Source organism: Gelidibacter sp. F63206 (genome assembly GCF_023015735.1).
The window spans coordinates 1-13,470 of sequence record NZ_JALKAU010000039.1 but is presented as its reverse complement, the minus strand read 5'-3'; the positions used below and the strand labels follow the sequence as shown (position 1 = coordinate 13,470).

Annotated in this window: 12 protein-coding genes and 5 tRNA genes; all 17 read right to left on the bottom strand. The window is 36.7% G+C overall.

The window, feature by feature from the left end; genetic code table 11:
- Positions 1–89: 89 nt before the first annotated feature.
- Positions 90–3,902, bottom strand: coding sequence for a DNA-directed RNA polymerase subunit beta (rpoB, locus tag MWU32_RS00670; RefSeq protein ID WP_246936781.1), 3,813 nt, complete (start codon positions 3,900–3,902; stop codon positions 90–92).
- Positions 3,903–4,042: 140 nt separating this feature from the next.
- Entirely contained in the window at positions 4,043–4,417 is a 375-nt protein-coding gene (rplL, locus tag MWU32_RS00665; RefSeq protein ID WP_163517896.1) for a 50S ribosomal protein L7/L12, read from the bottom strand.
- A 59-nt stretch (positions 4,418–4,476) separates the two neighbouring features.
- A complete protein-coding gene (rplJ, locus tag MWU32_RS00660; protein WP_246936779.1) occupies positions 4,477–4,998 on the bottom strand; it encodes a 50S ribosomal protein L10 in 522 nt (173 codons plus the stop codon).
- Between the two features lie 18 nt (positions 4,999–5,016).
- Entirely contained in the window at positions 5,017–5,706 is a 690-nt protein-coding gene (rplA, locus tag MWU32_RS00655; RefSeq protein ID WP_246936777.1) for a 50S ribosomal protein L1, read from the bottom strand.
- Between the two features lie 11 nt (positions 5,707–5,717).
- Positions 5,718–6,155 (bottom strand): 50S ribosomal protein L11, encoded by a 438-nt coding sequence (gene rplK, locus MWU32_RS00650; RefSeq protein ID WP_163517899.1) that lies wholly within the window; start codon positions 6,153–6,155, stop codon positions 5,718–5,720.
- 68 nt (positions 6,156–6,223) lie between these two features.
- Positions 6,224–6,781, bottom strand: a complete 558-nt coding sequence (nusG, locus tag MWU32_RS00645) for a transcription termination/antitermination protein NusG (protein ID WP_163517900.1) — start codon at positions 6,779–6,781, stop codon at positions 6,224–6,226.
- Between the two features lie 16 nt (positions 6,782–6,797).
- A complete protein-coding gene (gene secE, locus MWU32_RS00640) occupies positions 6,798–6,992 on the bottom strand; it encodes a preprotein translocase subunit SecE (RefSeq protein WP_163517901.1) in 195 nt (64 codons plus the stop codon).
- 93 nt (positions 6,993–7,085) lie between these two features.
- Positions 7,086–7,158 (bottom strand) — tRNA-Trp (locus tag MWU32_RS00635).
- Between the two features lie 158 nt (positions 7,159–7,316).
- Entirely contained in the window at positions 7,317–8,504 is a 1,188-nt protein-coding gene (gene tuf / locus MWU32_RS00630; RefSeq protein WP_246936775.1) for an elongation factor Tu, read from the bottom strand.
- Positions 8,505–8,568: 64 nt separating this feature from the next.
- A tRNA-Thr gene (locus MWU32_RS00625) sits at positions 8,569–8,640 on the bottom strand.
- A gap of 205 nt (positions 8,641–8,845) precedes the next feature.
- Positions 8,846–8,918, bottom strand: a tRNA-Gly gene (locus MWU32_RS00620).
- Between the two features lie 319 nt (positions 8,919–9,237).
- Positions 9,238–9,319 (bottom strand) — tRNA-Tyr (locus MWU32_RS00615).
- Between the two features lie 114 nt (positions 9,320–9,433).
- Positions 9,434–9,510 (bottom strand) — tRNA-Thr (locus MWU32_RS00610).
- A gap of 102 nt (positions 9,511–9,612) precedes the next feature.
- Positions 9,613–9,915: a ribosome hibernation-promoting factor, HPF/YfiA family gene (gene hpf, locus MWU32_RS00605; protein ID WP_129016654.1), complete on the bottom strand. Its 303-nt coding sequence runs from the start codon at positions 9,913–9,915 to the stop codon at positions 9,613–9,615.
- Positions 9,916–9,989: 74 nt separating this feature from the next.
- Complete coding sequence (locus tag MWU32_RS00600; protein ID WP_246936772.1) at positions 9,990–10,898, bottom strand: tyrosine-type recombinase/integrase; 909 nt, start codon at positions 10,896–10,898, stop codon at positions 9,990–9,992.
- A gap of 92 nt (positions 10,899–10,990) precedes the next feature.
- Positions 10,991–11,185 (bottom strand): 30S ribosomal protein S21, encoded by a 195-nt coding sequence (gene rpsU, locus MWU32_RS00595; RefSeq protein ID WP_246936770.1) that lies wholly within the window; start codon positions 11,183–11,185, stop codon positions 10,991–10,993.
- Between the two features lie 478 nt (positions 11,186–11,663).
- Positions 11,664–13,184 carry a carboxypeptidase-like regulatory domain-containing protein gene (locus MWU32_RS00590; protein ID WP_246936768.1) on the bottom strand — a complete coding sequence of 507 codons (1,521 nt, stop codon included), beginning with the start codon at positions 13,182–13,184 and terminating at the stop codon, positions 11,664–11,666.
- Between the last annotated feature and the right edge of the window lie 286 nt (positions 13,185–13,470).

The following is a 13,470-nucleotide window of genomic DNA, read 5'->3' as shown; positions in this document are numbered from 1 at the left end:
TTTTATGGTACTAACAAATTATAATTTAATTTTTTGATTGGTAGAGATAGATTGCAATCTATCTCTACATTGGAATAATATCTTCGATATTATTCCTCCAATCTAATATCCAATCCTAATCCTTTCAATTCGTGCATTAACACATTGAAAGATTCAGGAAGTCCTGGTTCTGGCATTGGCTCTCCCTTAACGATTGCTTCGTAAGTTTTAGCTCTACCGATTACATCATCAGATTTTACTGTTAAGATCTCACGTAAGGTTGCAGATGCGCCATAAGCCTCAAGTGCCCATACCTCCATCTCACCAAAACGCTGACCACCAAATTGTGCTTTACCACCTAATGGTTGTTGTGTAATCAATGAGTAAGGTCCGATAGAACGTGAGTGCATCTTATCATCAACCATATGTCCTAATTTCAACATATAAATTACTCCTACTGTAGCAGGTTGATCAAAACGATCTCCCGTACCACCATCATAAAGGTATGTATGTCCAAAACGCGGAATCCCAGCTTCATCAGTCAATTCGTTAATCTGATCCAATGTTGCACCATCAAAGATTGGTGTAGCATAAGTGCGTCCCAATTTTTGACCTGCCCATCCAAGAACAGTTTCATAAATTTGACCAATGTTCATACGAGAAGGTACACCAAGTGGATTCAATACGATATCTACTGGAGTTCCATCTTCCAAGAATGGCATATCTTCCTGACGGACGATACGTGCAACGATACCTTTGTTACCGTGACGACCTGCCATTTTATCACCAACTTTAAGCTTACGTTTTTTAGCAATATAAACCTTAGCCAATTTAATAATACCAGCTGGTAACTCATCTCCTACAGAAATGGTAAACTTCTCACGACGCAATGAACCTTGAAGGTCATTTTCTTTAATTTTATAATTGTGGATTAAATCCAAAACTAAACTATTCGTCTGTTCGTCGGTTGTCCAAGTTCCTGAAGTTAAATGCGTATAATCATCAACAGAGTTCAACATTTTCAAGGTGTACTTTTTACCTTTTGGAATGATTTCCTCTCCGAGATCATTAAAGATACCTTGTGCAGTTTTTCCGTTTACGATAGCAAATAATTTGTCGACCAATATGGCTTTTAACTCATCAAATTTTCTGTAGTAAACTGATTCTAAAGCATCAATATCTTCCTTATCTTTAGCTCTCTTACGTTTATCTTTTACGGCTCTTGAGAATAATTTTTTCTCAATAACAACACCGTGCAATGAAGGAGAAGCTTTCAATGAAGCATCTTTCACATCACCAGCTTTATCACCGAAGATCGCTCTTAATAATTTTTCTTCTGGCGTTGGATCAGATTCACCTTTAGGAGTAATCTTACCAATTAAAATATCTCCTGGCTTAATCTCAGCACCAATACGAATCATACCATTCTCGTCCAAGTCTTTTGTAGCCTCTTCAGAGACGTTTGGAATATCATTCGTCAACTCTTCATTACCTAATTTGGTATCGCGAACCTCCAATGAATATTCATCAATATGGATGGAAGTAAAGATATCGTCACGAACAACTTTCTCAGAGATCACAATAGCATCCTCAAAGTTATATCCTTTCCATGGCATAAACGCCACTTTCATATTACGGCCAAGGGCAAGCTCTCCATTTTGGGTTGCATAGCCTTCACAAAGCACTTGTCCTTTTTTAACTTTATCGCCTTTAGTTACTATAGGTTTTAAGTTAATTGAAGTACCTTGGTTAGTTTTTCTAAACTTGACCAACGGATAGGTTTTGGTATCGCTATCAAAGCTTACCATAGCTTGTTCTTCGGTACGCTCGTACTTAATGACTATTTCATTAGCATCAACATACTCAACAACACCTTCGCCTTCTGCATTAATCAAAACTCTTGAATCTGATGCTACTTGACGCTCCAAACCAGTTCCAACAATTGGCGCATCTACACGTAGTAATGGTACTGCTTGACGCATCATGTTAGATCCCATCAAGGCTCTGTTGGCATCATCATGCTCCAGGAATGGAATCAATGATGCTGAAATAGAAGCTACTTGATTAGGTGCTACGTCAGTATAGTTAGCAGTTGCACCATCAATGACAGGGAAATCACCTTCTTGACGAGCAATGATTTTGTCTTCAACAATTTTTCCTTCGCCATCCACATGGATATTAGCTTGAGCGATCAACATGTCTTCTTCTTCTTCAGCGCTCAAATAAACCGGTTCATTCTTAATATCAACAACACCATCTGTAATTTTACGATAAGGAGTTTCAATGAAGCCCATACCGTTCACTTTGGCGTAAACCGAAAGTGAAGAAATCAAACCAATATTTGGTCCTTCAGGAGTTTCGATTGGACATAAGCGGCCGTAATGTGTATAGTGAACGTCACGAACCTCAAAGCCTGCACGTTCTCTGGATAATCCTCCAGGTCCTAATGCTGATAGACGACGTTTGTGCGTAATCTCAGCCAAAGGATTGGTTTGATCCATGAATTGGGAGAGTTGGTTTGTTCCAAAGAAAGAGTTGATAACGGAAGACAAAGTCTTAGCGTTAATCAAATCTATTGGAGTAAACACCTCATTATCACGAACGTTCATTCGCTCACGAATGGTTCGTGCCATACGTGCCAAGCCAACACCAAACTGTTGTGACAACTGCTCACCTACTGTACGTACACGACGGTTAGAAAGGTGGTCAATATCATCAATTTCAGCTTTAGAGTTGATCAACTCGATCAAATATTTGATGATGGTAATGATATCCAGTTTGGTAAGCACTTGCTTATCCATACCGATATCAAGATTCAATTTTTTGTTCATTCTATAACGACCTACTTCACCTAAAGAGTAACGTTGGTCTGAGAAGAACAATTTGTCAATAATACCACGAGCAGTCTCCTCATCTGGCGGCTCCGCGTTTCTCAATTGACGGTAAATATGTTCAACAGCTTCTTTTTCGGAGTTTGTTGGATCCTTTTGAAGCGTGTTATGTATAATGGCGTAATCACCTTGCTGTGCACTTTCCTTGTGTAAAAGAACAGTTTTTGCATCAGCTTCAAGGATTTCCTCAATATTATCTTTATCTAAAACAGTATCACGATCAAGCACAATCTCGTTACGCTCAATAGATACTACCTCACCTGTATCTTCATCAACAAAATCCTCGTGCCAAGAGTTTAGCACACGTGCTGCAAGTTTCCTGCCTATAATTTTTTTAAGTCCAGACTTAGACACTTTAACCTCTTCAGCAAGGTCAAAAATCTCAAGAATATCTTTATCACGTTCAAAACCAATGGCTCTGAACAAGGTTGTAACAGGTAATTTTTTCTTTCTATCAATATAGGCGTACATAACGCTATTGATATCCGTAGCAAATTCAATCCAAGAGCCCTTAAATGGAATTACTCTGGCAGAATATAACTTAGTTCCATTGGCATGGAAGGATTGACTGAAGAATACCCCTGGAGATCTGTGCAATTGTGAAACCACAACACGCTCAGCACCATTGATACAAAAGGTACCACTTGGCGTCATATAAGGAATTGTTCCTAAATACACATCTTGAACAATGGTTTCAAAGTCTTCATGTTCAGGGTCTGTACAATACAATTTCAAACGCGCTTTTAGGGGCACACTGTATGTTAATCCTCTTTCAATACATTCTTCAATAGAATACCTTGGTGGATCAATGAAATAATCCAAAAACTCCAAAACAAATTGATTGCGAGTGTCGGTAATTGGGAAGTTTTCCATGAAGGTATTGTAGAGACCTTCATTCCCTCTTTCTTCAGATTTAGTCTCTAATTGGAAAAAATCCTGGAAGGATTTTATTTGGATATCCAAAAAATCCGGATACTCCGTTCTATTTACAATAGACGAGAAATTTAATCTTTCAGCTTTTTGTGCTAACATCGATGAACGGGATTTTGATTAAAATAATTGTGTTTTTTTTATGTACCTTTAATATACACAAAAGGGTTTAGGTCATTCCGAACTTCCGATAGTTATCGGGATCGGAAGACCTAAACCAAAATTTGTAGTTTGGGTTAAGCTTATTTAAGCTCAACTTCTGCTCCTGCGTCTTCTAATTGACCTTTTAAAGCTTCTGCTTCATCTTTAGAAACACCTTCTTTAATGTTACTTGGTGCATTATCAACTAATTCTTTAGCTTCTTTCAAGCCTAAACCAGTTAATTCTTTTACCAATTTAACAACTGCCAATTTAGATGCACCTGCAGCTTTAAGAACTACGTCAAATTCTGACTGCTCTTCAGCCGCTTCAGCAGCACCGCCTCCACCTGCAGCAACTGCAACAGCAGCAGCAGCTGGTTCGATACCATACTCATCTTTTAATATTGTAGCTAATTCGTTAACTTCTTTTACTGTCAAATTAACTAATTTTTCTGCGAAATCTTTTAAATCTGCCATTTTCTATCGTTTTAATAATTTTAATAAAATATAATTTGTTTAAGTGCGTACTGATTTGACTATCCTTCTTTTTCGGATAATGTTTTAAGGATACCTGCAAGTTTACCGCCACTTGATTTAAGTGCTGATATAACATTTTTAGCAGGAGATTGAAGCAATCCTACGATTTCCCCAATTAATTCCTCTCTTGATTTGATGTCGACTAATACATCCAATTGCTCATCACCAACGTAAATTGCTTCTTCAATAAAAGCTCCTTTAAGCAAAGGCCTATCAGATTTTTTACGAAATGCTTTAATTACTTTAGCTGGAGCATTTCCAGTTTCAGAATACATTACTGAAGTGTTTCCGACTAAGGTTTTTGGAAGTTCTCCAAAATCCTTATCAGAAGCTTCCATAGCTTTCTCCAACAAGGTATTCTTTACGACGGCCATTTTAATGCCTGCTTTAAAGCACGCGCGTCGTAATTCTGAAGTGTTTTTCGCATTTAATCCAGAAATATCCGTTAAATAGATATGTGTATTATCTGCTAATTGAGTAGTCAACTCTACAATAACTTGTGATTTTTCTTCTCTTGTCATAATATTAAAGTTTAACTACTAACCTATTTTAGTATCGATTGATATACTTGGACTCATGGTGCTTGACATAAAAATACTCTTCATGTACACACCTTTAGCTGCAACAGGTTTCATTTTAATTAAAGTTGTCAACAGTTCATTCGCGTTGTCCATTATCATGTCGGTAGTAAACGATGCTTTCCCGATTGGAGCGTGAACGATTCCAGTTTTATCAACTTTAAAATCTATTTTACCAGCTTTTACTTCAGCAACCGCTTTGGCTACATCCATAGTTACTGTACCTGTTTTAGGATTTGGCATTAAGCCTCTTGGACCTAATATTCTACCTAGAGGACCTAGTTTACCCATGATTGCAGGCATCGTGACAATAACGTCAACATCCGTCCAACCACTTTTGATTTTATCAAGGTATTCATCCAATCCTACATAATCAGCGCCTGCATCTTTAGCTTCCTGCTCTTTATCAGGGGTAACCAATGCAAGAACCTTCATGTCCTTTCCTGTTCCGTGAGGTAAAGAAACAACACCTCTTACCATTTGGTTTGCTTTACGAGGATCAACTCCAAGTCTTACAGCGATATCCACTGAAGCATCAAATTTTGTGTATGTAATTTCTTTTAATAAAGCCGCAGCTTCTTCAAGAGAATAAAGTTTGTTCTTGTCAACTTTAGCCCTTGCCTCTTTTTGCTTTTTAGTTAATTTTGCCATTTCAAAAATTTTTAATTAGGTTTTTTACCTGTTACAGTAATACCCATTGATCTTGCCGTCCCAGCAACCATGTCCATTGCTTTTGCTTCGGTAAACGCATTTAAATCTTGCATTTTATCTTCTGCAATTGCTTTAACTTGATCCCAAGTTACTTTTGCTACCTTTTTTCTGTTCGGTTCTCCAGATCCTTTTTTTACTTTGGCCGCTTCCATTAATTGTACTGCAGCTGGTGGGGTCTTAATTACGAAATCAAACGATTTATCCTTGAACACAGAAATTACAACTGGTAATACTTTACCGGCCTTATCCTGAGTCCTAGCATTAAATTGCTTACAGAATTCCATGATATTAACTCCAGCAGCTCCTAAAGCGGGTCCTACCGGTGGCGATGGATTCGCTGCACCTCCCCGAACTTGTAGCTTAACTACTTTACTTAATTCTTTTGCCATTTTTAAAATTTTAGTTGCACGTCTTTCCAATGGAAGCCAAAAGACATACGATCTATTTGTAACAATTATTAAACTTTTTCAACTTGCATATAACTTAATTCCAACGGCGTCTTTCTTCCGAATATTTTCACCATTACTTCAAGCTTACGCTTTTCCTCATTTATTTTTTCAATAGTTCCGTCAAATCCATTAAACGGACCGTCTATAACTTTTACGGTCTCTCCAATAGTAAACGGAATCGCTGCGTTAGCATCTGCATCTACGGTAAGCTCATCCACTTTACCTAACATTCTATTTACTTCAGACTGTCTTAAAGGCACAGGATCTCCTCCCTTTACCTCTCCTAAAAACCCAATGACGTTAGTAATGGATTTAATGATATGAGGAATCTCGCCAGTTAAATTGGCTTGTATCATTATGTAGCCTGGAAAATAAACTTTCTCTTTACTTATCTTTTTTCCGTTGCGAATTTGTATGACTTTTTCAGTAGGCACCAAAACTTGATCTACATAATCTCCGAGACCCAAACGGGCAATTTCGTTTTCTATATAGGTTTTGATTTTGTTTTCTTGACCACTAACGGCCCTTACAACATACCACTTTTTATTTCCACTAGTTTCAGACATTCTCTTTATGTGTATTTTACTTGATCCAGTCGAAATACGTTTCGATAACTCCACTAAATACTGTATCAACTCCCCAAATTGCCAAAGCAAATATTATTGAGAAAACAGCTACTACTATGGTCAAACGCTGAGCTTCAGCCCATGTTGGCCATGTAACATTGTTCTTTAATTCACTAAATGATTCTGAAATATAATTTACAAATCCTGCCATTATAGTTGTGTTAATTTTAAAGTGGGAGCTTTCAATTCTATTTTCTGTTAAATTCTATTTGGACCATTTATTTTTAGGTTCCAAACTGCTCTGCACGGGTTGCGAGACTCGAACTCACGACACCTGGTTTTGGAGACCAGTGCTCTACCAACTGAGCTAAACCCGTATTATAAAAAGAAAATATGATATTATCATTCTCTTCTTTTTATTTAATTTCAACCATTAATTTCTCAGTTGATGACCTCACGATTTAGGCGTGACAGTTTAATATAAATCAAGGCATCCTGAAAAATCAAGACGCCTTAATTAATATTTAAGCTATAATTAGTCTAAAATTTCAGTTACCTGACCTGCACCTACAGTACGTCCACCCTCACGGATAGCGAAACGTAAACCTACATTCATTGCAATTGGTTGGATTAACTCAACTGTAATTGTCAAGTTATCACCAGGCATAACCATCTCAACACCTTCTGGCAATGTAATATTTCCAGTTACGTCAGTTGTACGTACGTAGAACTGAGGACGGTAGTTATTATGGAATGGTGTATGACGTCCACCTTCTTCTTTTTTCAAGATATAAACCTCAGCTTTGAATTTAGCATGTGGTTTTACAGAACCTGGCTTAACAATAACCATACCTCTTGAAATTTGAGTTTTCTCAATTCCTCTCAACAAGATACCAGCGTTATCACCAGCTTCACCTCTATCAAGAATTTGACGGAACATTTCAATACCAGTAATAGTAGAGGTCAATTTCTCAGCTCCCATACCGATGATTTCAACTGGGTCTCCAGTTTTAGCAACACCAGTTTCGATACGTCCTGTAGCAACAGTCCCACGACCAGTAATAGAGAAAACATCTTCAATTGGCATCAAGAACGGCTTATCCATATCACGAACTGGCTCTTCAATCCAAACATCAACAGCTTCCATTAATTCTAACAATTTGTCAACCCATTGTTGTTCGCCGTTAAGGGCACCTAAAGCAGAACCTTGTACTACTGGACAGTTATCGCCATCATAATCGTAGAACGACAACAATTCACGAATTTCCATTTCAACTAGCTCTAATAATTCAGGATCGTCAACCAAGTCAACTTTATTCATGAATACAACAATTCTAGGAATACCAACTTGGCGACCTAAAAGGATGTGTTCACGCGTTTGTGGCATTGGACCATCTGTTGCAGCTACAACAAGGATAGCACCGTCCATCTGAGCGGCACCAGTAACCATGTTTTTTACGTAATCCGCGTGACCTGGACAGTCTACGTGAGCGTAATGACGATTTGCTGTTGCATATTCTACGTGTGATGTATTAATTGTAATACCTCTTTCTTTTTCTTCTGGAGCGTTATCAATTTGATCAAATGATCTTGCTTCTGAAAAACCTGCATCAGCTAATACTTTAGTAATAGCTGCTGTCGTAGTTGTTTTACCGTGATCCACGTGTCCAATTGTACCTATATTAAGGTGTGGTTTTGAACGATCGAAAGTTGCCTTTGCCATGTTTAATTTATTTTAATCTTAATTTATATTAGTGTTCAAAAATTTAATTTTGCTTATTTAAAAGAGCCAATGACGAGAATTGAACTCGTGACCTCTTCCTTACCAAGGAAGCGCTCTACCCCTGAGCTACACCGGCGTTTGAGTTTGGTGGTTTCAGGTTCCTGATTTCAAGTTCAAAAAGTTGCAACAAGAAACTTGAAACGTATCCAGAATAGTAAATCATATATTCTCAAATACAAGACTCACTCTTTGAGAGGGCAGGTCACGTATTGCCACGTGACAACATTTCACTCTTTTGAGAGGGAGATCACGCTTTTCGGCGTGACGACATCCACTCTTTGAGCGGGAGACCGGGTTCGAACCGGCGACATTCAGCTTGGAAGGCTGACGCTCTACCAACTGAGCTACTCCCGCAATTATTTAGGAACTTAGTCCTAATGTGTTTTATTCAATATGTAATGAACTTTTCAAAGTGATCTTCAAACTCAACTTCAAGATCCCTCCCTGCCTCCACAGGAATTAGATTACCTTCCTTCGGTCGGTGATCCGTAAGGGTGACCCCTTACTAAAACTTTTAAAACGCAGTTTTACAAAAGCGAGCTAAAAACTTTATCACATTGTTTTGGATTACCTCCCTTCGGTCGGTGATCCGTAAGGGTGACCCCTTACTAAAACTTTTAAAACGCAGTTTTACAAAAGCGAGCTTTTGACAACTGCTTATTTAAAAGTTTTGTGGGGAGAGCAGGATTCGAACCTGCGAAGACGTAGTCAGCAGATTTACAGTCTGCCCTCGTTGGCCGCTTGAGTATCTCCCCAAACCGATTCGAAATTTCATTTATCAACAATGGAATTCCTAATCTTACTTTCAATATTTTTATGAACGCTTCCCAAAACTCTAAAATTTTGAGATTCCTGCCTTCGCGGGAATTTGGAGCCGATAGAGGGACTCGAACCCACGACCTGCTGATTACAAATCAGCTGCTCTAGCCAGCTGAGCTACATCGGCTTTTTATGAACTTTTCCTTCAATAAAAAAGCCCGCTATTTCTAACGGACTGCAAATGTAGAGATTTATTTTTTTATTCAAAACATTTTATGAGAAATTTTTATCAAATATGTGATCTTAATTTCTCTTTTCGTCTTTTTAACTGTCTTTCGAGAGATGAAACTGCCATATCTACCCCTTCCTCAAATGTTTTACATTGTTTTTTAACCACAAAACTATCTCCAGGAACACTGACTCTGGCTTCAAATATTTTGTTTTCTTTATCACTTGTGTTTTCGACTTTGAGATAAACATCTGATTGGATGACTTTATCATAAAACAAATCTAATTTATCCATTCGTTTCTGAATAAAGTCGATCAACTTCTTGTCTGCTGTAAAATTAACTGATTGTGTGTTTACTTTCATCTGTTCGATTTTTTAAAAAATTAAGAACATGGAACCAAAAAAATATCCCATGCTTTCATTTGGTTAGACATTAGTTATGGTTTTTTACTTCTTGGATGCGCATTGGCATACACTTTCTTTAATTCAGCTATACTATTATGAGTATATACTTGGGTTGCCGCTAAGCTTGAATGCCCCAACAATTCCTTAACAGCATTTAAATCAGCTCCTTGATTAAGTAAGTGAGTTGCAAATGAGTGCCTCAATATATGCGGACTCTTTTTTACTTTACTAGAAGCTAAACTAAAATACTCATTTATAATTCTGTAAACAAGCGTTTCATATATTTTTAACCCTTTTTTAGTTAAAAACAAAAATTCCGGGTCGTCAATTGTTTCTAGTTCACTTCTTAACTGTAAATAATGTTTTGCAGTCATCACTACACTATCAATTAACGGCACAAAACGCTCTTTATTTCTCTTGCCGATAACCTTTAAGGTTTTATTGGCTAAATCCAAATCTTTTAACTTAATCTGAATGAGTTCTATACGTCTAATCCCCGTTGCGTAAAAAAGTTCTACGATAAGGCGGTTTCTCAACCCCTCAAAATCTGTTTCCATTTCCAATATTTCAATAACTTCTTCCATTTCATTTCTCGAAAATGGAATTTGGATTTTCTTTGTTGTTTTTAGCGCTTTGTGCTTGGATAAAGGATTGGTCTTAATTGTTTCTGTTTTAATCAGAAATTTAAAATAAGAGTTCAGTGATGAGATTTTACGATTGATACTTCTGTTGGAAATTTTTTGTTCTACCAAAAAAACAATCCAGTGTCTTATTTGAGAATAATTGACATCTTGAATAGTGGAAGAGTCATATTCATCCCCAATAAACATTGAAAAACCCTCAAGATCGCCGAGATAAGCCTTTACGGTCAACACTGAATATTTCTTTTCGTGTAGAAGATATTCCGAAAATGCTAAGAATTGTGAGTCTACTTCAGACATAAAGAGGACATTTAGATTTGGCCCATTAAATATAGGACAAAAAAAATTCCTGCGGTTGCAGGAATCTCTTTTATTTAATTGCAAAAAAACAGTTAAACGTTTTCTTGATCTTTTAAATATTGAATGTATTGTGCTTTTTGAAACGAAGCTCGTTTCAAAACTGAAGGCTTGTCAAACTGTTTACGCGCCTGTAATTGACGTTTCGTGCCCGTTCTGTCAAATTTTCGCTTGTAACGCTTTAACGCTCTATCTATATTTTCTCCTTCTTTAATTGGTATTATTAACATAGTCTCTTAACCTCCTCTCTTTTAGAATTTTCAGGCTGCAAATATAAAAAGTAAATTTTATTGTACAACTAAAAGTTTTAAATTATTAGATAAAATTTAAGTTATGTGTATCACACCAAATATTACAAAAAAAAGCAAAACACTTAATTTAATATATTTATTCAGAATTGGTTCATCACTTTTACGGAACTTGACAATTTGATACATTATGCTTGGCAGACCCAGAAGCACAAACATCCACCAATATAAAGTCAAGAAATCAGGCATTAATATTATGAATGAAATGACAATAGTTAAAAACAGTAGATTATATATTCCAAGAAAAAGAATTTTGTTTCATTTAGTAGTGCTCCGTTATTGTGCAGATCCTATATGAGATAGAGCACAAAACCTACAATTATGAGATAATTTGAGTTTTCCATAACATATTGTTTTATTGAATCTTTGACCACAACAGTAGTATCTGTCCTTTAAAAACTTAATCCTTAAATAAAGAAGACCGCTTGGTTAAATCCTGAATCAACTTTTCATCTTCTTCACTTTCCAAAAGCGTGTTATAATTTCTCCAAAAGCTCCTATCATAAGGCTTTACGGCGAAAATATCGGGATCCCAAGGTTGACTAAGTGCCAATTCAATCTGTTCTGGATCAAGAATGATTTCAGTAAACAACAATTCCTGAACGGTATAATAAAAACGTTCATCAGTGTTGGCATCCGGCTCAATCACTTCTCCAGGCTTGGTAGGTTTATAGCCGACATTCACCAATTTTGGAGTTTCATAATACAGATAATTAGGATACATTCTGTCTTGATATTCTCTAAAGGTCATTATTATCTTATGGTTGACCTTCGTATCGAAAAGCGTTTTACTTCTACTCTTTTGGGCATCTGAGGCAGCCACTAATTCGTACTCCAGTTTTTTAATGGCATAATTATCATAATAAATATATAGCCACCCTTTAGCATGATAGCCATCGTTATAGATACCCTTTGTTTCCAGGTTTATGAACTTATGGCTTTCTGAAATCTCAATCTTATAAATCTTTCTATCATCGTCCACCAATATAGTATCCAATCTGAATTGGTGTCTGTCCAAAATATCTTCACCAAACAAAGCACGATTGTTATTGACATTTCTAAAGACATTCAATTTGCTTTCAAAAAGGTTTTGAAGGCCATTGATTCTGGTATCATTCCATTTAATGGCTTTGACCAAAGTGGAAGTTTTGATGGTATCTCTTCTTAAATTTCTGGCAAGAAGATTGCGTCTATTTGATTTTTCCTTAAGATAGGCCGTATAAGTGAGTAGGCTATCCACATCACGTAAATCATAACTTTTTCTGACTTGATCGACATTAATTTTCAGATTGGAGGCCGATGATGAGCCATAACTAGAGTCATAAAGCGTTATTGCACTTTCGATAAGCCATTTAAATTCCCGTCGGTTTCGTTCCTTATGGCGTAAAAATCCCTTTTGAAGATAAGGCATATCGGGCATATTTACAGACAACCTTTCAAGAGACCTCAGTACGATATCATTGGCCGTTGTCGGTCTATTTTCCGCAATAAGGACAATTTCATCCAATGCAGCGATATCCTCTTCCAAATATATTTCCTGAGAATTATCAAACTCGTTCACAGGGGTTTTGAAACTCCTATAACCTATAGATGATATAACTAAAGTATCGTTTTCAAATTGAATCGGTACCAACAAAACGAATTTTCCATCGGCATTACTTACGGTTCCGATGGTCGTGTTCTGCACGTAAATACTGGCACTTTCAATAGGCATCAAGGTGCCAAAATCAGAAATTTTATTTTTGACTTCCTTTTGAGAAAAGACAGTAAAGGAATAAAAGCAAATGGATAAGGTCAGTAGGTATTTGAAATGATTATTCTTCATGATCAGGATGTAGATTAAGTTATAGATCAGACTTACACTATTTTTATAAATTATTGTTAGAGCCAATTTGGGGATGGCAACTAAAATAATGAGCAATTTTATGATGTCACAGGTTCGTAATCTTTTTATAAAGCATCAATGTAGCACAATTGGAGTGAATATTCGCTAAAATGATGATCAAAATATCTAAGTTGCCGGTTTATAGTCCTTTTTATCGATCACCATTTTAGCGCAATTGGGATGAATTTTCGCCAAAATGATGATCAAAATATCTAAGTTGCCGGTTTATAGTCCTTCTTATCAATCACCATTTTAGCGCAATTGGGATGAATTTTCGCCAAAATGATGATCAAAATATCTAAGTTGCCGGTTTATAGTCCTT

Excerpts from the sequence above, each read along its gene's own strand:
- tuf (WP_246936775.1), bottom strand. The coding sequence starts at position 8,504 with ATGGCAAAGGCAACTTTCGATCGTTCAAAACCACACCTTAATATAGGT.
- MWU32_RS00600 (WP_246936772.1), bottom strand. The coding sequence starts at position 10,898 with ATGTCTGAAGTAGACTCACAATTCTTAGCATTTTCGGAATATCTTCTA.
- rpsU (WP_246936770.1), bottom strand. The coding sequence starts at position 11,185 with ATGTTAATAATACCAATTAAAGAAGGAGAAAATATAGATAGAGCGTTA.
- nusG (WP_163517900.1), bottom strand. The coding sequence starts at position 6,781 with ATGTCTGAAACTAGTGGAAATAAAAAGTGGTATGTTGTAAGGGCCGTT.
- rplA (WP_246936777.1), bottom strand. The coding sequence starts at position 5,706 with ATGGCAAAATTAACTAAAAAGCAAAAAGAGGCAAGGGCTAAAGTTGAC.
- rpoB (WP_246936781.1), bottom strand. The coding sequence starts at position 3,902 with ATGTTAGCACAAAAAGCTGAAAGATTAAATTTCTCGTCTATTGTAAAT.
- secE (WP_163517901.1), bottom strand. The coding sequence starts at position 6,992 with ATGGCAGGATTTGTAAATTATATTTCAGAATCATTTAGTGAATTAAAG.
- rplK (WP_163517899.1), bottom strand. The coding sequence starts at position 6,155 with ATGGCAAAAGAATTAAGTAAAGTAGTTAAGCTACAAGTTCGGGGAGGT.
- rplL (WP_163517896.1), bottom strand. The coding sequence starts at position 4,417 with ATGGCAGATTTAAAAGATTTCGCAGAAAAATTAGTTAATTTGACAGTA.
- hpf (WP_129016654.1), bottom strand. The coding sequence starts at position 9,915 with ATGAAAGTAAACACACAATCAGTTAATTTTACAGCAGACAAGAAGTTG.
- rplJ (WP_246936779.1), bottom strand. The coding sequence starts at position 4,998 with ATGACAAGAGAAGAAAAATCACAAGTTATTGTAGAGTTGACTACTCAA.